Annotated in this window: 17 protein-coding genes; all 17 read right to left on the bottom strand. The window is 39.1% G+C overall.

Translation table 11 applies throughout. The features are described 5' to 3' along the window. Positions 1-25 precede the first annotated feature (25 nt). Positions 26-1,111: an efflux RND transporter periplasmic adaptor subunit gene (locus SJY45_RS12335; protein ID WP_400071045.1), complete on the bottom strand. Its 1,086-nt coding sequence runs from the start codon at positions 1,109-1,111 to the stop codon at positions 26-28. 100 nt (positions 1,112-1,211) lie between these two features. After that, complete coding sequence (locus SJY45_RS12330; RefSeq protein ID WP_400071043.1) at positions 1,212-1,694, bottom strand: GbsR/MarR family transcriptional regulator; 483 nt, start codon at positions 1,692-1,694, stop codon at positions 1,212-1,214. Positions 1,695-1,798: 104 nt separating this feature from the next. After that, positions 1,799-2,194, bottom strand: coding sequence for a hypothetical protein (locus SJY45_RS12325; protein WP_215437175.1), 396 nt, complete (start codon positions 2,192-2,194; stop codon positions 1,799-1,801). A gap of 9 nt (positions 2,195-2,203) precedes the next feature. Beyond that, positions 2,204-3,223, bottom strand: a complete 1,020-nt coding sequence (gene pheS / locus SJY45_RS12320) for a phenylalanine--tRNA ligase subunit alpha (protein ID WP_400071041.1) — start codon at positions 3,221-3,223, stop codon at positions 2,204-2,206. 78 nt (positions 3,224-3,301) lie between these two features. Beyond that, positions 3,302-5,182, bottom strand: a complete 1,881-nt coding sequence (locus SJY45_RS12315; protein WP_215437179.1) for a SulP family inorganic anion transporter — start codon at positions 5,180-5,182, stop codon at positions 3,302-3,304. Positions 5,183-5,236: 54 nt separating this feature from the next. Beyond that, the gene (locus SJY45_RS12310) at positions 5,237-5,863 is read right to left on the bottom strand and encodes a carbonic anhydrase (protein ID WP_400071039.1); all 627 of its coding nucleotides are present in this window, start codon (positions 5,861-5,863) and stop codon (positions 5,237-5,239) included. Positions 5,864-5,959: 96 nt separating this feature from the next. Then, positions 5,960-6,586 carry a carbonic anhydrase family protein gene (locus SJY45_RS12305; protein WP_215913600.1) on the bottom strand — a complete coding sequence of 209 codons (627 nt, stop codon included), beginning with the start codon at positions 6,584-6,586 and terminating at the stop codon, positions 5,960-5,962. Between the two features lie 14 nt (positions 6,587-6,600). Further along, positions 6,601-7,446 carry a universal stress protein gene (locus SJY45_RS12300; protein WP_400071037.1) on the bottom strand — a complete coding sequence of 282 codons (846 nt, stop codon included), beginning with the start codon at positions 7,444-7,446 and terminating at the stop codon, positions 6,601-6,603. A 5-nt stretch (positions 7,447-7,451) separates the two neighbouring features. Continuing rightward, positions 7,452-9,044, bottom strand: coding sequence for a SulP family inorganic anion transporter (locus tag SJY45_RS12295; protein WP_400071035.1), 1,593 nt, complete (start codon positions 9,042-9,044; stop codon positions 7,452-7,454). Between the two features lie 74 nt (positions 9,045-9,118). Further along, entirely contained in the window at positions 9,119-9,415 is a 297-nt protein-coding gene (locus SJY45_RS12290; RefSeq protein ID WP_215913603.1) for a hypothetical protein, read from the bottom strand. 59 nt (positions 9,416-9,474) lie between these two features. Continuing rightward, positions 9,475-10,233 (bottom strand): tetratricopeptide repeat protein, encoded by a 759-nt coding sequence (locus SJY45_RS12285; RefSeq protein WP_400071033.1) that lies wholly within the window; start codon positions 10,231-10,233, stop codon positions 9,475-9,477. 34 nt (positions 10,234-10,267) lie between these two features. Further along, positions 10,268-12,010: a BatD family protein gene (locus SJY45_RS12280; RefSeq protein ID WP_400074350.1), complete on the bottom strand. Its 1,743-nt coding sequence runs from the start codon at positions 12,008-12,010 to the stop codon at positions 10,268-10,270. Between the two features lie 41 nt (positions 12,011-12,051). After that, positions 12,052-12,909, bottom strand: coding sequence for a tetratricopeptide repeat protein (locus SJY45_RS12275; protein WP_400071031.1), 858 nt, complete (start codon positions 12,907-12,909; stop codon positions 12,052-12,054). Further along, positions 12,910-13,956: a VWA domain-containing protein gene (locus SJY45_RS12270; protein WP_400071029.1), complete on the bottom strand. Its 1,047-nt coding sequence runs from the start codon at positions 13,954-13,956 to the stop codon at positions 12,910-12,912. A gap of 60 nt (positions 13,957-14,016) precedes the next feature. After that, entirely contained in the window at positions 14,017-15,015 is a 999-nt protein-coding gene (locus tag SJY45_RS12265; protein ID WP_400071027.1) for a vWA domain-containing protein, read from the bottom strand. Beyond that, a complete protein-coding gene (locus SJY45_RS12260; protein ID WP_400071025.1) occupies positions 15,016-16,680 on the bottom strand; it encodes a hypothetical protein in 1,665 nt (554 codons plus the stop codon). Continuing rightward, positions 16,680-17,546 (bottom strand): DUF58 domain-containing protein, encoded by an 867-nt coding sequence (locus tag SJY45_RS12255; RefSeq protein ID WP_215437200.1) that lies wholly within the window; start codon positions 17,544-17,546, stop codon positions 16,680-16,682. The genes SJY45_RS12260 and SJY45_RS12255 overlap by 1 nt, the downstream gene beginning before the upstream one ends. Positions 17,547-17,590: the final 44 nt, after the last annotated feature.

Genomic DNA, 17,590 nt, shown 5'->3' with positions numbered 1-17,590 from the left:
ATGTGTTTTGTTGAATTGCGGTTTCTTATTTGACCGGACTAATGGCCATACCGTCTTTTATTTTAGTTACACCTTCTAGAACAATGGTAGTTCCTTTATCTATGCCGTTTTCCACAACAAAACCTTTTTGAGTGGTGGTTACGATATCCAAAGGCATTGTGGTTACAGTGTTATCTTCTTTTACTACATAGACCAGCTTTTTCCCTTGAAGGTCAATAGTAGCCGTTTGTGGAATTTCATAAGCGTCCTTATAAACTGTTGGAATTTTAATTTTCCCAGTACTACCACTACTTAGCAAGTTATTTTTATTGTCAAAATCTGCACGTGCGGTAACACTACCGGTAGTACCGTTTATAATACTGTTGATCATGGCAATTTTACCGGGCTCAGGATATTCTTCTCCGTTTATCATGACAAGTGTAACTTCTGGTGCTTTTTCAACATCCATAAGGTTCTTATCATTTTTAGGCATAGACTCTTTTAACTTGAGCAACTCTTTTTCGTTCATTGAAAAATAAGCCCGTACTTGGCTAACATCTGAAACCGTAGTTAATGGTTTGCTCATGTTTGAACTTACAAGAGCGCCTATTTTAAAGGGAATTTCACCAATGTAACCATCAACAGGGCTCGTAATACGCGAGTAGCCTATGTTTGAGGCAACGCTTTGGTAATTAGCTTGAGCTTGAGCAAGTTGTGCTTTTGCAGTTTCTAATTGAACCTCGCTAATAATACCTTTTTCTACCAAAGGTTTTAGCTTGTTTACTTCTACCTGTGCAACGTTTACTGATGCTTTGGCAGCATTTGCATCTTGGTTCAAGGTTTGTGTTTCCAATTTAAAAAGCAGTTGGCCCTTTTTTATTTTCTGACCTTCTTCTACATAAACCTCCTGAACAAAACCAGATACTTTTGGCCATATTTCTACATTTTGCTTTCCCTCTAGAGTAGTAGAAAATTCATTATAAACAGTAATGTCCTGTGGTTTTAGTTCACCAACCTTTAAACTTGGTGGAGGTGGAGCAGCGGCACCAGCGGGAGAAGTTGGAGTTGTTCCAAAACACGAACTCAAAAGGAGTGCGGCGCTTAATAATCCTATAATTGATAACTTTTTCATTTAGATGGAGTTTTACTTGTATTGAATTGTTGATTGAATGTTGTTAAGGTTTTGTTAATTCTGAATGTTCGGTAAAAAACGAACCATTTGTTCAAAAAAATTAGTTGTTAGATTTTTTCAGGTCTATAATTGTCTTTCTGTAAATTTCTTTAGCTTCTTCTACACATTTGAGATAGATATCCTTTCTTGCTTTATTAGCTTCATGTTTCTCTGGATTATATGCCTCGTTATAAGCTGCAACTTTTTCAATCATTTCAGACTCGTTTTCAAGTTTTTTAAGGACTGTATTGAGTTTGTTTATAAAAAAGGCGTCTTTTTCAGCAACTTTAAAGTATCGTTTTCTGTCTCCTGACTTTGTAAAGTACTTTACAAAGTCCATTTGTAAAAGGAGGTTTAGCGATGTAGAGATAGAACTTTTACTGGCACCACGTTTAGTAAGACAATCCTCAAAAGTGAGTCCGTCTTCCTCTGTAATAACGAGGTTAGCAAAAATTCTTGCAGCTAATGGAGGAAGGGAATATTCATTCTCAAAATGAATCCCTAGGTCCTCAATTAATAACTTTTTGCTTTCTTCTCTGTTCATAATCAAAATATTGAAGGGGCAAAGGTAGTATTAGTTCGGAAACAAACAAACCAAAAGAACTTAAATGTTCCTAAAAGGCGTTAAAATTTTGTTAGCGAAAGAATTTATGGGGCTAATATGCCTTCCTTTTCAATGATGGGGATGGGGCCTAGGTCTTTCTCGGAGATAGTATTCTTGGGAAATAAGAAGCGTTTTTCAAAAAGTTTGCCCTCGGCGAAGAAAGTAACAAAAAACTCATTGTCCAATGCTAGCACATCTTCAAGGAGCATTTCTACTTTTTTAAAAGATTTGGGTAGAATGGTACCAATGCCATGGCGCATAGTAGATGTTTTTCGCTCTGCATCAAATCCTTTGGAGACCACAATTGTTAATTCAATCTGGTCCGTTCTATTATTTATAATGTACGCGTTCCAGTCTTTTGAAAGAAAATCGTCGTTCCACTCACGGATTATGGCCACGTGAACATCTTTGGCAATAGGTATTTCAATATCTTTCTTCACAACGCTGGGTTAAAGTGCGCTTTTAAATTGTTCTAAGAAACGCACATCATTTTCGCTTAATAAGCGAATATCGGAGATTTGGTGAAGCAACAGGGCAATTCTGTCTATTCCCATACCAAATGCAAAACCAGAGTACTCCTTGGAGTCAATACCACAGTTGTCCAGTACATTAGGGTCTACCATACCACAGCCCATAATCTCTAGCCATCCGGTACCTTTTGTCATTTTGTAATCGGTTTCGGTTTCAAGTCCCCAATACACATCTACTTCGGCACTAGGCTCGGTAAAAGGGAAATATGAAGGGCGAAGTCTAATTTTTGACTTACCAAAAAGTTCCGTTGTAAAGAACTGAAGGGTTTGCTTTAAATCTGCAAAAGAAACGTCCTTATCAATATAAAGACCTTCTACTTGATGGAAAAAGCAATGTGAACGGGCCGAAATAGCTTCGTTACGATATACTCTTCCCGGAGAAATGGTACGTATTGGTGGTTTATTGTTTTCCATATATCTAACCTGTACGGACGAAGTGTGCGTACGCAATAGGATATCCGGATCTGTTTGAACGAAAAAAGTGTCCTGCATATCTCTTGCAGGGTGATATTCCGGTAGGTTCAAGGCGGTAAAGTTGTGCCAGTCATCTTCAATTTCCGGTCCTTCGGAAACATTAAAACCTATTCTAGAAAAAATATCTATAATTTGGTTCTTTACAATAGAGATGGGGTGTCTGGCACCAAGTTCTAAAGGTTCCCCTGGGCGGGTTAAATCGCCATATACGCCTTTTTCTTCGGTTTTGCTTTCAAGGGCATTCCGTAAGGTATTCAGCTTTTCGTTTGCGGTCTGCTTAAGCTGATTTATGGTTTGGCCGAATTCCTTTTTTTGCTCATTGGGTACATTTTTGAATTCAGCGAAGAAATCGTTCAAAAGTCCCTTTTTACCTAAGTATTTTATACGGAAGCTTTCCAGTTCCTCTTTAGTGGTAGCGGTAAACTTTTCTACCTCAGTAATGTGCTTTTTTATGGTATCGATCATGATGTTCGGCTAAAGCCGCAAATTTAGGACATTTGCGGCATTACCGAATACATAATTCATCATAAATTGGTCTAAATTCTATGCTGAGGCCTCAATATTTTGCTCGGATGTCTTGTGTGTCAAGTACTGCAGGCATTCATTAAAGGTGTCAAAAATATGTTCTGCAGGAATTAAATCAGGAATGAGTTCTACACGCTCCATCATGTAACGTGGTTGTGGAAGTACATCTACGAACAGAACCTCTATGTTGGAGTTGTGTAAATCTATAAGCACGTCTTCCAAGGTATAAAGACCGGATTGATCCATATATTGCATGCGGTCCATTCTAATGATTACCGTAGATGCCGATCTAGGAATTTGGTCCGCTAAAATCTGAAATTCACTGGTAGAACCAAAGAACAAAGGTCCTTTAAGGTGTTTGATAAAGACCGTTTCTTTTAAGTTTTTGGGGAAACTTTTCTCATCTGCCCATCCTTGTTCTTTTTCCAAAGACTTTACATCAGACCGCTCCGCAGTAAGGTCGCCCATCTTTTTCATGAACATTAAGGAGGCAATTACCAGACCAACACCAACTGCATAGACCAAGTTCCAAACAGAAGAAAGTACCAGTACAACGAGCATTATAATAACTTCCGAGCTAAATTTTATAGGTCCTAAACTCATGTCTTTAGGAAGACTGGGTATAGCTTTTAATCCTTTGTAATCCATAACACCTATACCTACCGTTACTAAAATTCCGGCCAATACGGCAGCGGGAATCTGAGAAGCAACCGGTCCAAGAGCTAAGAGAACAACGAGCAGCAGAACTCCGGCAACCATACCGGACAATTTGGTTTTTCCACCGGCATTAATATTTACCACAGTACGGATGGTGGCACCTGCGCCTGGAATTCCACCAAAAATGGCGGCAATACTATTTCCTATTCCTTGGCCCACCAATTCTTTGTTAGGTTGATGTTTTGTTTTTGTCATATTATCCGCAACTACAGAGGTCAATAGGGAGTCAATAGCTCCTAACAACGCCAATGTTAATGCAGTAAAAATGTATGGCGTTACGGAACTTAGCTCAAAACTGGTAAATATACCCAAGTTTGGAACCGGAAATCCGCTTGGAATTTCCTCAATAGGCCTGTAATCTAAACCAAAACCATAAGCCACGCCCGATACCACAACCAAGGCCACCAATGCACTTGGGATAGCCGTAGTTATTCTTTTAAAACCATAGATAATGGCAATGGTGGTTAGTGCCAGAATAAACTCTAGCCAGTTAATATTTTGAAGTGCTCTTGGCATTACCTTAATGGCTCCCAATACTCCAGAAGCTTCGGATTTTGCCAAAGTACGTGCTTCTTTTAGCATATCTTCCTCGGTAATTCCTTCCGCTCGTTTAATGGTCTCCTCAAAGTTTTCCAGAACAAGAATGCCTTCTCCGGCTTCTTCCTTTAAAATATTGTCCAAGATAATTTCTTCGGCCATAGGTTTGTATTGCTCTACAAAAGCCTCGTCTTCTTTAGGGTAATAGCCAATTGCGGGAAGTATTTGGGTTACCAAAATAATAACTCCGATTGCGGTCATAAATCCGGAAACAACGGGATATGGAATATAGCGGATGTATTTACCAATACCCAATAACCCCAAGCCTATTTGCATAAGACCGGCCAATAGAAAAACAACCAAGATTGCAGGTAGCGCTTTTTCCAAACTTCCATCATTGATTGCTATTATACCTGCTATAACAACCATACTTACCGCGGTCATTGGTGCTGTTGGGCCGGAAATCTGGGTGTTGGTACCACCAAAAAGAGCCGCGAAAAAACTGATGAATATAGCTCCATAAAGACCGGCGCTTGGCCCAAGGCCTGAGCTAACACCAAAAGCTAATGCCAAGGGAAGAGCAACAATACCTGCTGTTATCCCTCCAAATAAATCTCCTTTAAAGTTTGAGAAAAGATTTTTCATAGAGTTAAGATTAATGGTGATACGTTAGTTTAAGGAGTAACAGAATGGTTTTTATCAATCTAAATGATAAATTTCCATTATGTTTTTAAGATAGCCTTCAAAATCTATCTTAAGGTCTATTAGCTTTCCGGTGTGGACATCAAATATCCATCCGTGAACTTTCAATCCGTGGTCGCGATATGCTTTTTGCACCACCGCGGTTTTAATCAGGTTTACACATTGTTCCTTTACATTAAGTTCAACTAACCTGTCATATTTCTTTGTTTCGTCCTCAATTGCGTTAAGTTCTTCCTTATAAAGACGATATACGTTGCGTATATTACGCAACCATGGGTTTAAAACCCCTAAATCTGCGGATTGCATGGCGGCTTTTACCCCTCCACATGCATAATGCCCACAGACTATAATGTGTTTTACTTTTAAATAGTCTACGGCATATTTTACTACAGATAGAACATTTAAATCAATACTGATTACCATGTTCGCAATGTTACGATGTACGAAAACCTCTCCAGGTTTGGCACCCATAACTTCTTCTGCGGTAACCCTACTGTCCGAACAGCCTATATAAAGCAGTTCTGGATTTTGCCCTACGGCCAGTTCTTTAAAATAATCTGAATTAGTCTCTAGTTTCTCAGCAATCCACTTTTCGTTATTCTCAAAAACAGTGTCTAAATCCATTCTATTTTTTTGGCAAAGTAAGGAGAATTCTACAGAAATATAGTAAAAAGGCCAACACCGTTATTGGCCTTTTTAACTTATATAAAATTCAATATACTAGTAGAAAGTTACTTCGCCGTTGGATATGTCGTACATGGCCCCAACTATCTTAATTTCTCCTTTGTCTTCCATCTCTGCAAGAACAGGACTTTCTTTACGTATATTTTCAATAGTTAAAAGCACATTTTTTTCTGAAACCTTATCAACAAATTCAAGGTTTTTAGAGTTTCTCTGGCTTTCATCTGCCGGTTCTTTAACCGCGTCTACAGCTGGTTCTATCTTATTGATCAGTTTGGTTAGGTTGCCCAATCTAGCATGATCGCAAGCACCTTTGATGGCGCCACAACTAGTATGGCCCAATACAACAATTAATTTGGTGCCGGCTAGTTTACAAGCAAATTCCATACTTCCAAGAATGTCTTCATTGGAGAAGTTACCTGCTATACGAATACTAAAGATATCGCCAAGACCTTGATCAAAAACCAATTCTGCCGATACCCTAGAATCTATACAGCTCAAAATGGTTGCAAACGGAAATTGTCCTTCGCTAGTATCATTTACTTGCTCCAAAAGGTTTCTATTGGCCTTTAAATTATTTTGGAAGCGTTGGTTACCTTCTTTAAGGAACTGTACTGCTTTTTGCGGGGTCATTGTTGCTTGTGTTTCCTTAGTATGTGCTTTCATATTTTATATTTTAATTATGCTATTCTTAAATTACTTTGATGTTTGATATGCAGGCGTTTCTCACCGGCAATCATAAGGGTAATTCCTAGTTTCTTTACCTTATTGTACATGTTCAATGCTGAAGCTGTAGCTTTTGATTCCTTCTTTTTTCTCTCAACAAATAACAGGTTTATGTTACTATTGGATAAGTAAGTTGGAAGTTGTTTCAGCGTATTTTCATTATAGTCAAATACGTACTCTACGGTTTTTTGTCCTAAAAACTCCTGTGGTTTTGGTCTAATGTTGGGGCCTTCTACAATATTAAAAGACTTTAACGGTCTATCCGTAAAAGCAAACAGCGTTTCTAGAAAAGAAGAGCTAGATGATTCTGAGGAACAGTTTAATGTTCCAATGCCAATTTTCATGTCTGGTTCTAGACCATTTTCTTCGGAGACAATCATTACGGACCCTTTAAAAATAGTTAGAACAAAATTAGCTATTCTATCATCAACAGCTCTAAAAAGCCTTGCTTTTCTCCTGCCAAGGACAATAATGTCCGGATTGTTGTTTGCTAAATACCGGGCAATTTCAGTCTTAACGTTACCAAAGGCACTGGAATAACTGATAGGAACTCCATAATCCTCTGAAATAGGTGATACTATACGTTTCATTCGCTTATCGGTTAAAATATATTCGCGGTTTATGGTCCGCATTGCCGATAATTGATTATCCTTTCTAATAATATCAATAGGTTTCCTTACATGGAAAACCTCTAGCTCTCCATCAACCATTTTTGCTAGGCTAACGGAGCTCTTCAAAAGATTATGCAGACTATTTCCCAAAGAGGAAAATAGTACTATCCTGTTTTTGTCCTTTTCCATGACATTTAGCTTAGACTCAATTTTGATTTAGGTCTTGTCTTAAAAAACTCAGTAAAACTATCCGGGTTTTCTACTACACCTCGTTTTGAAACGAGTTGAATGTCTATGTTACGCTCTTTGGCCTTTATGGAAAAATCATCCAAAATTTCAATGATATCCAAATCTAGATATCTTGTTTGGAGTAAGTTTAGTTCCAAATAGGTGTCTCTAGGTAAACTATCCAATTCTTTTAGAATGGCACCTTTGTTAAAAAAGGTAACTTCTTCGGCAAGCGTCATTTTTATTTTGTGTTTTCCGTTGCTTACATCTTCAATGTGAAGAAAATGCGAGTTTTGGTAGCTCTTAATCAAAATAACTACAATTCCAACAGCCAAACCTAAACTAATACCTACAAGTAAATCTGTAAAAACAATTCCTGCTACCGTAACCGTAAAGGGAACAAATTGTTTCCAACCCAATTTGTACATTTTGGCAAATAAGGCCGGCTTTGCCAGCTTGTAACCTACGATAAAGAGGATGGCTGCCAAAACGGACAAAGGAATCATGTTCAATAGTCTTGGTATAAGAATTACGGAAATCAATAAAAGGAAACCATGTATAATTGCAGATAGTTTTGATTTCCCTCCAGATTGGATATTGGCAGAACTACGAACAATTACCTGGGTAATAGGAAGACCACCGATCAATCCGGAAAGAATGTTACCCGTACCTTGTGCAAGCAACTCTCTGTTTGTAGGGGTTACATTTTTCTGCGGGTCCAACTTATCCGTAGCTTCAACGCACAACAAGGTTTCTAGACTGGCTACCAATGCAATGGTAAATGCGGTAATCCAAACTTGAGGATTTGTAATGGCAGCAAAATTAGGAAAGCTGAATTGGCCCAAGAACGAGGCGGCATCTTCTGGAATTGGTACGCTTACCAAGTGGTCCGAAGAAATAGCCAAAACTTCACTATTCTGAGTTACGATAAAGAAAATTATCCCTATTGCAACGGCAACCAAAGGCCCTTGTACCAACTGAAATATTTTCCCTTTTTTTGAAAGTACTTTATCCCATAGAAGTAAAATTGAAAGACCAATTATGGCAACAAGCGTTGCACCTGGACTAATATTGTTAACGGTGTTGAAAATCTCGGAGAAGGTGTTCTCACCATCTACTTGAAAAAAGGCCCAATCTCCTTCTGGATCTGGGTCGTATCCAAAGAAATGAGGAATCTGTTTTAGTATAATGATGATACCAATACCGGTAAGCATGCCTTTTATTACAGAGGACGGAAAGTAATACCCAATAATACCTGCCTTTAAAACACCAAATACTACTTGGATGATTCCTCCAAGAACCACGGCAACTAAGAAATTTTCAAAACCGCCCAATGTTCCAATAGCGGTTAAAACTATGGCCGCCAATCCTGCTGCGGGGCCACTTACTCCAATATTGGAACCACTAAGGGCACCAACTACTACACCTCCAATTATACCAGCTATTAAGCCTGAAAACAACGGAGCTCCACTGGCAAGGGCAATACCCAAACATAGAGGTAAGGCTACAAAAAATACTACGATACTTGCAGGAAGATCGCTTTTTAAAGTTTTGAACATACAATAAAATAGTTTAGTCCCCAATATGAATTAAGGACAAGTTTTAGATAATAGAATACAATGTCTGAAAAATATTATCCTATATGTTCAGGTGGAGGGAGTAGGATTTCAAGTGTGAAATCTATATAGCCCATCGTATAATAATGGCCCATAGTAGCTTGTTCTGACAGCGCTATTAATGAGAAGTCAAAGTGACTGTCGTTTACGAATTTTTCCTCTAAGGGAGATTTTTTGACCGTTTCTTGTTGCTCCTCTTCATTAAGGTTTGTTATAATAATGGGGTTATCAACATCCATTAAAGTTATGACACTCGGAGCCATTATGGCAAATAGCCATAAAGAAAGTAACAGAAAACGAGCGAAAATTTTCATAAAAGTTTGTAACAAATGCAAATATAACACCAACCATTTAAATCCTCGTTAAGAAAATATTAAAAATCTTTGAGAATTTTTATGTCATCTGCAGAAATCCACCCTGTAGTGCCATCGGAAATGCGAATTTTTTTCCAATCGTTCAGTTCTTCTAAAACATTAACTTTTGTGCCTTCGTGGAGGGCAAAAGTTTCAAGTCCTCTTTTGTTGGGTTCCGCTTTAACACTAGCTTCTTTGGCAAAAACTATAGCAGGTTGGTCTGCTTTAAATTTGTTATGCTGAAGAAAAGCAAAGATTGCGGAAGTTACCATAACCAAAAGCGAGATTATACTAAAAATAAATGCAAGTCGCTTTTTGGATGAATAGTTATAATAATAGAAGGCAATATACAACAGCACAAAAAGAATCATGAACACAATGGATACATAGGCCCATTGGTCATAGCTTAAGGTGCCAATAATACTCTCGTAAATTTTAGAAAGTCCCGTTGTAGGCATTTCATCAATGGCATCTAAAGTCATGTTTTGGGCATACCCCAAATTGTTCTTTATTTCGCTGTCGTTCGGTTTCAGCAAAAGTGCCTTTTCATAATAATAGATACTTGGGGCAACTTGGTTAAGCTTGTAGTAAGCATTGCCCAAGTTGTAATATAGCTCTGCGGAATGTTCACCGTTTTCCAAAATCTCTAAATAGCTGTCTACTGCCTTTTGGTATTCCCCTACATTATAAGCTTCCGTGGCCTTATCGAACAAAGCGTTGTTCTGGCTGGAAACCGTTAGGGTAATAAAGGAAACAAGTATGAAGAGTATATTTTTCACTTCGTGATTTTCAAATTGAATTAGTTATATTTTCTTAAAGTTGCTTGTCCAAATATGATATTACTTCACTGGCTTTGTCATAATCCTGTTGCATTTGTACTTCCGAAAAAGGACTGTAACGTGCCATTTCACAATTTTTAAGTAAAGAAATAAATCCTTCGTTGGTAGTACTATCAACCTGTTTGTCATTCAAAAGGGATGCTATTTTATCCTTGCTGAATTCCGAAGTTTCTATTTTTAGTTTTGCTTTTAAATAATTGTGCAACGCTTTTTCCAAGGCAATATAAAATCCTTCTTTGTTACCCAGTTCCTTTTTGGCTTTAGAAAGATACTTTCTTGCTAATCTATTTGCCTTTCTCACTTTATTGCCCACCACATCACTCGCAATTGCGTCCCGTTTTTTGCCAAGTAGTATGGCTAAGGGTATGAGTAATAATGGTAATAACAACCACAGATAGTAATTTCTTGTGCCAAAAAAGGTGCTAGAACCAATAGGAGTTAAATTAGGACTCAGTTTTAAGAAGTTAAATTGATTTCCTACGGCTACTGCCTGTTTGTTACTGGTTCCGTTCGTAGGTGTGCTACCAATACTAGAATTTGTAGGACCTTCTTTTACATTGATTACGATCTCGTCCGATGTAATTGTTTTATAGGACTTTGCATTTGGGTCAAAATAAGTGAAGGATATACCGGGAATAGGGTATTTACCTTTAAATGAAGGTACAATCGTATAACTGTTGCTTACCTTACCTTGTGAACCCGATAGGGTAGTGCGTACGTTCTCATTAAATTCCGGCTCGTACACCTCAAGTGAGCCTGGTAGATTTGGCTCCGGCAATTGAAAGAGTTTTAGGTTTCCCTTACCGCTAACCTCAACTTTTGCCTGCAAAGATTCGGAAGCGTTTAAAACTGTTTTGCTTGTGCTTACCGAAAAATCAAAATTACCAACGGCTCCACTAAAGTTTACAGGTTTTCCTTTCTCCGGTAATGGCTTTACGTTAATGGTGCGTTTACCGGCCGAAACCGTTTTGTTGGTCTGTGAATAGATCCGGCCTCCAAAGAAATCTCTTTTGTTGGAAGGTACATCTACCGTAACATCTAGAGACAGGGGTTCTATTTCTAGTTTGCCCGATTTCTGAGGATAGAGCACCACACGTTTTAGTATGACGTATCTATATGGTTTTCCTTTATAGGTGCCGTTTTCGGCTACCGGTCTGGAAACGGGAATATCTTGACTCCAAAAGTTATTGTACTTGGGGTTGTCTAGCGGTTGGTAATTGGAAACACTTATAGACGGACTCACATAGAGTTTGTAAACCACGCTCAAACCTTCGTTTAGGTAAGGGTCCGTTTTGGAAACCTCTGCCACTAAGTGAAGGCTTTCGTCTGCTACGTCATCTACCGTCATTTGATCGCTAGGCTTATCTACGGCAGCCGTAACTTCAACATCCTTTGGTAAGGATTTATAAGTTTTACCATCAATAACGATGGTAGCCTGCTTAATGGTCATAGTGCCTCTGGTCGTTGGTGCCAAGGTGTAAGAATAGGTTTTGGAATAGCTACGAACACCATTGATCCAAGAGGAGCTTATAGATTGAGATGGCCCCATCAACACCCTGAAACCTTGAAAATCCGGCGGATTAAAGTTATCACCATCTTTGTTCATGGTAAAATCTACCCGTAACCTTTCATTTATACCCAGCTTCTCTTTGCTAAGTTTCATCTCAAAGGTTATGGCCGCATCATCCTGCGCGCTTACCGAAAAAACAACAAGCATTATAGAGAATAATGCCAAAAGGATTTTATGTATACTGGTCTTTACCAATCTTTTTCGTTTTTAACCTTAACGCCTTTTACTTTCTGGGCGTCTATTTTTTCTTGTACTTTTTTCTCTTCGTTCTGCATGGCTTCCAGAAGATTCTGGATTTGCTGTTTGCTTAATTGGTTAGGACGAGGTTGTTGTTGCTGTTCTTGAGGTTTATCGCCTTGGTCAGGCTGTTTTTTCTCTTCTTCCTTTTCATCGCCTTCGCCCTCTTTGTTTTCGTCTTTTTCTTCCTCGTTCTTATCGCCTTCGTCTCCTTGGTCGCCTTCGTCCTTTTTATCTTGGTCTTGGTTCTCTTCTTTATTGTCGCCGTCCTTCTTGTCCTCGTTTTCGTCTTTTTGGTCTTCGTTCTTGTCCTGGTCGTCTTTGTTATCTTGGTTTTGGTCATTCTGCTCTTGTTCCTTTTCGAGCATCTTTTTTGCCAAAGCTAGATTGTAGCGCGTTTCTTCATCTTTAGGGTCGTTGCGAAGGGCTTCTTTATACGCTTCTACCGCTTTTTGATATTCTTTTCTTTTCATGAACACATTGCCCATGTTGTGATAAGCACGGTGTTTATCTGCCTTATTGTTTGCCAGTTCGCCTGCTTGTTTATAGCGGCCAAATGCTTCACTATACGTCTCTTTTTTATAGTAGGCATTAGCCAAATTGTATGGAGCAGCTGAGTTTTCGTCACTTTTGGCAATTGCCTTTCTGTAATCTATTTCGGCATCTATAAAATTATCCTCGGAAAGCTCTTTGTTTGCCTCCCAGGTTAAATTCCTAGATTCATTAAGGGCCTTTTCGCGTTCTTTTTCTTCTTCCTGCGCAAAAGAAACGAAACCGATAAAAAACAATATGAAAACTATATTTCTCATTTATTCTATTTCTTTTTCGTTGAATAGATTTAGTTTTTTAAACCACTTAGTGCGCTTATCCAGAACAAATATATCCAATAACAAAAACAACAGCCCAATACCCAAAAACCATTGGAATTGGTCTTTAAATTCAGCAAACTGCTTGGCTTCAAACTCTTTCTTGTCCATTTGAAGAAGCTGGTCCTTTATGTATTCTACCGCTTCATCTGTATTGGCACCGTTAATATATTCACCATTGCCTTCTTCCGCAATGTCTATGAGAACGTCTTCGTTCAATTTTGTAATTACCACCTCGCCCTGCGAATCCTTTTTCAAACTTTCTACAACCCCGTTTCTCTTTATGGGAATGGGAGCGCCCTTGGTCTTGCCCACTCCAATCGTGAAAATACGAATACCCTCTTCCACCGCTTTTTCTACGGCATCTTTTGCATCGCCTTCCGAGTGGTCTTCACCATCCGATAGTATAAAAAGCACTCGGTTGGTCTGTTCTTCATCATTATAATACGTTGTGGCCAGATTAATAGCTTCGTTGATAGCGGTTCCTTGCGAGGTAAGCATATCTGTATTCATGCTCTGGAGGAACATTTTAGCAGCGCCATAATCCGTTGTAATCGGCAATTGCGGAAACGCTTGCCCAGCATAGGCTATAATACCTATACGGTCACTTGCCAATTGATTGATGATTTCCGAAACCAAACGTTTTGCTTTTCCCAAACGGTTAGGCGCAATATCCTCGGCCAGCATACTTTTAGAGACATCTACCGCAAATACCACATCTACCCCTTCTCTTTTTACGGTTTCTAATTTCGTGCCAATTTTAGGATTCACCAATCCTAAAGTAAGAAAGGCCAGGCCTAACAAAAAGAACAAGAGTTTTAAGCCGGATTTAAAATTGGACTTGTCCGGAGATAAGCGTTTTAACAGTTGGGTTTCGGCAAATTTCTTTTGCGTGCGCTTTTTCCAAAGTTGCAAAAGCACAAACAAGACGATGATGACCGGTATTATGGCCAATGAATAGAAATATATTTTTTCGTCTAATTGAATCATTCTGCTTTGTTCCTGGTTTGAAGCTAATACAAGTTTATGAAATACTGCGCTAAAAATTTCTTAAATAAAACTTCTGAAAAGCGTATTTCTTAGGAGCCATTCCAATAGAAGTAACGCGCCTGCCAAAAGCACCCACGGTCTAAATTTTTCTTCGTATTTGTAATATTTAAACTCCTCTATTTCTGTTTTTTCAAGTTTGTTTATTTCGTCGTAAATAGCCTCCAGTTTTTCGTTATCGGTGGCTCTAAAATACTTTCCTCCGGTTACTTTTGCAATATCTTTTAAGAGGTCTTCGTCAATTTCAACCTGCCGCATGCCATATCTAAAGGAACCGTCACTGTTATAAGCTACAGGAGAAAGGGCATTGCCGTTTGTGCCCAAACCAATGGTGTAGGTTTTAATGCCAAATTCAATAGCAAGGTCTGCAGCGGTCTGCGGTTCTATAAAACCGGAATTGTTTACCCCATCCGTCAATAAAATAATAATCTTACTGGATGCTTTGCTTTCTTTTAGGCGATTTACCGAGGTGGCCAGACCCATACCTATAGCGGTACCATCGTTTAGTTGGCCGTACGTGATTTCACGCAGTGCTCTTAGAACAATAGATTTGTCGCTTGTTATGGGTGTTTTGGTGTAACCTTCTCCTGCGTAGGCAACCAAACCAATACGGTCATTGGGCCGTTCCTTAATAAATTCTGCAGCAACATCCTTTAGGGCGGCCAAGCGATTGGGCTTAAGGTCCCTTGCCAACATACTGGAAGAGACATCTATGGCCATAACAATATCTATACCCTTGGTAGTTTTTGTTCGCGTTGATATATCCTCGGTTTGTGGTCTCGCAATCGCTACGATTATAGCCGTTAGGGCCAATAACCGAAGTAAAAACAACAAAGGCTTTAATTTTGGGAGAAAACCGGTATTCGCAAAGCCCTTTATCGTAGGTATTTTTAATGAGGCTACCTGTTCCTTACGCTTGTAAAAATACCATAGCACGGCCAGTGGAAGCAGTAATAGCAACCAAAAAAATTCCGGATTTGCGAATGATATATTATCCAACATCTATAATTCTGTTTTTACTTCTACCGAGCCTAAAATTCTATCTACTATTTCTTGGGCGTAGGTGTCGCCTTCTAGCCAGTTTATAATAATTTGCTGTTGAAAACCTTTGCCCCCAAAAAGCAAAATGCTATACTCTCCGTCTACCAACTCCTTGGATTCCGGAACAGGAAACTTGCCGCTACCAAAAACTTTTATGCCCTTTACACCTGTAACCGTGGTAAATTCTTCTTGCTTGGTTATGATGTTTTTTGCCCCTTGTTTTTCTAAGTTCTGAATAAAAGCTTCAATGGATTTGTTGAATTCAGGTTCCACTTCCTGTGTTAGTGTTGTAGATGTGGTACCCACTGTAAAAAATCCTTCATCATTTCTATACATGAACATTTGAAGGTCTTTTATGTTGGCCTTCATATCTGGTGTAAGCTTTGTCTCCTGTCTTTTAAGAACTTGGGGTGTTTCTAGGCTAATGGGAGGATAACCGTAGGAACTGGATACCCAATCCCCTTCCAGTAATTCTTTTGTAGGATGGCCCAAAACGGTGTCTTTTACATATGTGAATCCATAATAGGCAGAAGCTGCTATCCCTGCAATTAAAAGTGCCCCAACAATAGCTAAACTGGCGTAGACAATCTTTTTCTTTTGCTTTTTCTTTTCGAGTTCTTCTTTGTATTCTTCCTGCTCCATTAATTCTTCAACCGTAGGTTCGGGAAGGGCCTCGTGTGTTTTATGAACTATTTGCTCAATGGATTGGCGGTGTTGTTCCGCTACTGAGGTATCCGGTTTTGATTTTGCAAACTTTACTAAATCAGCAGTCTGAAGAATACGCTTGAACTGTTGAAGTGTATCGTTGTCTATTTTTAGCTCTCCAGCGTCCCTTAACAGTTCCAGTTTGGTAATAAGTTCGTCCGTAGTACTCTCCAAGGCAGAAACATGTACATCTTCTTCTAGGTAGGAGCGGACAATATCGGTTAGTTCGGAGTAATAGGCCTTATACTCATCTTGAATGAGGTACTTGGACTTTTCTAAGTTTTTAAGCTCTAATATGGCCCGATCGTAAGGGGGTAGAAGTGCTACTTTTTCTTCCTCCGTTAACGGTTTTTTTCTAAAGAAAAACCAATAGACCAAAGCTCCTATAACCAATAGAACAAGAAGTATGCTTAAAAAGATTTTCCACAGGTGCGAGTTTCTTTTTTCAACCTCCATTAGAGGTTTAATGTCGTACATTTTTTGCGCTAAGGTGTCTACGGCTACGTTGGCTACGTTTATCACTTGGGTAGAATCGGTCAAGAAACCTTCTCCGTTAATTTCTATGCGCTGTGCAGGTACTTTGTACGAGCCGGAATCAAACTGAGTAAGAGCGTAGATTTTCTGCAGGGTCATACGGTCGTTCTTACGTGTGGTATCCGTGGCAAACGCCTCTACCGTTTCTAAAGGGGAAAAGGTTTGCCCTTCCGGAAAGATGACCTGTGCAGTGGTATCCGCTTCAACCGTAACCGTAAATTTTATCTGCTCACCAATTTTTATAGAGGTGGTATCAACAGCGGTGTGAACCTTTGGTTTAGTTTGTGAAAAAGCAGAAAAACCTATGCATAGAACGCATAGTAAAAAGCATCGTTTTAAAAGCGATGTAGTATTGTTTTTAGAGTTTATAAAGTATTTTTTTAGCATTAACCTCTTCGCTTAAAATAACCCAATAATTTTTTCACATAACTTTCATCTACCCTACAGCTTAGGACACCACAGCCAGATTTGGTGAACGTTTCCTGAAAATAATCTACCCGTTGCTGGTAGTAAGCCCCATAAGCCCTTCGTACACTTTTAGACTGTGTGTTCACGAGGCTTATTTTTCCCGTTTCCGCATCTTGCATCTGCACCATACCTAGATTGGGGATGCTTTCTTCGTGCTCGTCGTAGACCCGTATACCTGTAAGATCATGCTTATTGCCCGATATTTTCAGGGTCTTCTCATAATCCTCCGCTATAAAATCCGATAGTACAAAAACTATGGCCTTTTTCTTCATTACGCTACTGAGAAACTTAAGGGCTTCGGCAACATTGGTCTTATTGCTTTTGGGCTTGAACTCTAATAGCTCCCGTATAATACGTAGTACATGACTCTTTCCTTTTTTAGGTGGAATGTAAAGTTCTATCTGATCGGAAAAAAGAATGAGACCCGCCTTGTCATTGTTCTGCATTGCAGAAAACGCCAAGGTAGCCGATATTTCTGTAATGACGTCTTTCTTGAATTGGTTGCTTGTTCCAAAAAGTTCGGACCCACTTACATCTACCATGAGCATCATGGTGAGCTCCCGTTCTTCCTCAAAAACTTTAATGTAAGGTTCATTGTAGCGAGCGGTAACGTTCCAGTCAATATTACGGACATCATCGCCAAATTGGTACTGGCGTACCTCACTAAAGGTCATACCGCGCCCTTTAAACGTAGAGTGGTATTCCCCGCCAAATATATGATCGGACAGACGGCGTGTCTTGATCTCGATCTTCCGTACTTTTTTTAGTAATTCTTTAGTATCCATTTCTCAGCAAACAGTTTTCAGCAAGCAGTTTTCAGTGGTAGCGA

Origin of the sequence: Zobellia russellii, from assembly GCF_044597075.1 — a bacterium.
GTDB classification, from domain to species: domain Bacteria; phylum Bacteroidota; class Bacteroidia; order Flavobacteriales; family Flavobacteriaceae; genus Zobellia; species Zobellia russellii.
Note: the sequence above shows the minus strand (reverse complement) of the source record. Positions and strands in the feature narration are given on the sequence as shown.

Bases quoted from the DNA above. Each gene is read 5' to 3' on its own strand.
- SJY45_RS12335 (WP_400071045.1), bottom strand. From the start codon at position 1,111: ATGAAAAAGTTATCAATTATAGGATTATTAAGCGCCGCACTCCTTTTG.
- SJY45_RS12330 (WP_400071043.1), bottom strand. From the start codon at position 1,694: ATGAACAGAGAAGAAAGCAAAAAGTTATTAATTGAGGACCTAGGGATT.
- pheS (WP_400071041.1), bottom strand. From the start codon at position 3,223: ATGATCGATACCATAAAAAAGCACATTACTGAGGTAGAAAAGTTTACC.
- SJY45_RS12315 (WP_215437179.1), bottom strand. From the start codon at position 5,182: ATGAAAAATCTTTTCTCAAACTTTAAAGGAGATTTATTTGGAGGGATA.
- SJY45_RS12310 (WP_400071039.1), bottom strand. From the start codon at position 5,863: ATGGATTTAGACACTGTTTTTGAGAATAACGAAAAGTGGATTGCTGAG.
- SJY45_RS12305 (WP_215913600.1), bottom strand. From the start codon at position 6,586: ATGAAAGCACATACTAAGGAAACACAAGCAACAATGACCCCGCAAAAA.
- SJY45_RS12300 (WP_400071037.1), bottom strand. From the start codon at position 7,446: ATGGAAAAGGACAAAAACAGGATAGTACTATTTTCCTCTTTGGGAAAT.
- SJY45_RS12295 (WP_400071035.1), bottom strand. From the start codon at position 9,044: ATGTTCAAAACTTTAAAAAGCGATCTTCCTGCAAGTATCGTAGTATTT.
- SJY45_RS12290 (WP_215913603.1), bottom strand. From the start codon at position 9,415: ATGAAAATTTTCGCTCGTTTTCTGTTACTTTCTTTATGGCTATTTGCC.
- SJY45_RS12280 (WP_400074350.1), bottom strand. From the start codon at position 12,010: ATGCTTGTTGTTTTTTCGGTAAGCGCGCAGGATGATGCGGCCATAACC.
- SJY45_RS12275 (WP_400071031.1), bottom strand. From the start codon at position 12,909: ATGAGAAATATAGTTTTCATATTGTTTTTTATCGGTTTCGTTTCTTTT.
- SJY45_RS12270 (WP_400071029.1), bottom strand. From the start codon at position 13,956: ATGATTCAATTAGACGAAAAAATATATTTCTATTCATTGGCCATAATA.
- SJY45_RS12265 (WP_400071027.1), bottom strand. From the start codon at position 15,015: ATGTTGGATAATATATCATTCGCAAATCCGGAATTTTTTTGGTTGCTA.
- SJY45_RS12260 (WP_400071025.1), bottom strand. From the start codon at position 16,680: ATGCTAAAAAAATACTTTATAAACTCTAAAAACAATACTACATCGCTT.
- SJY45_RS12255 (WP_215437200.1), bottom strand. From the start codon at position 17,546: ATGGATACTAAAGAATTACTAAAAAAAGTACGGAAGATCGAGATCAAG.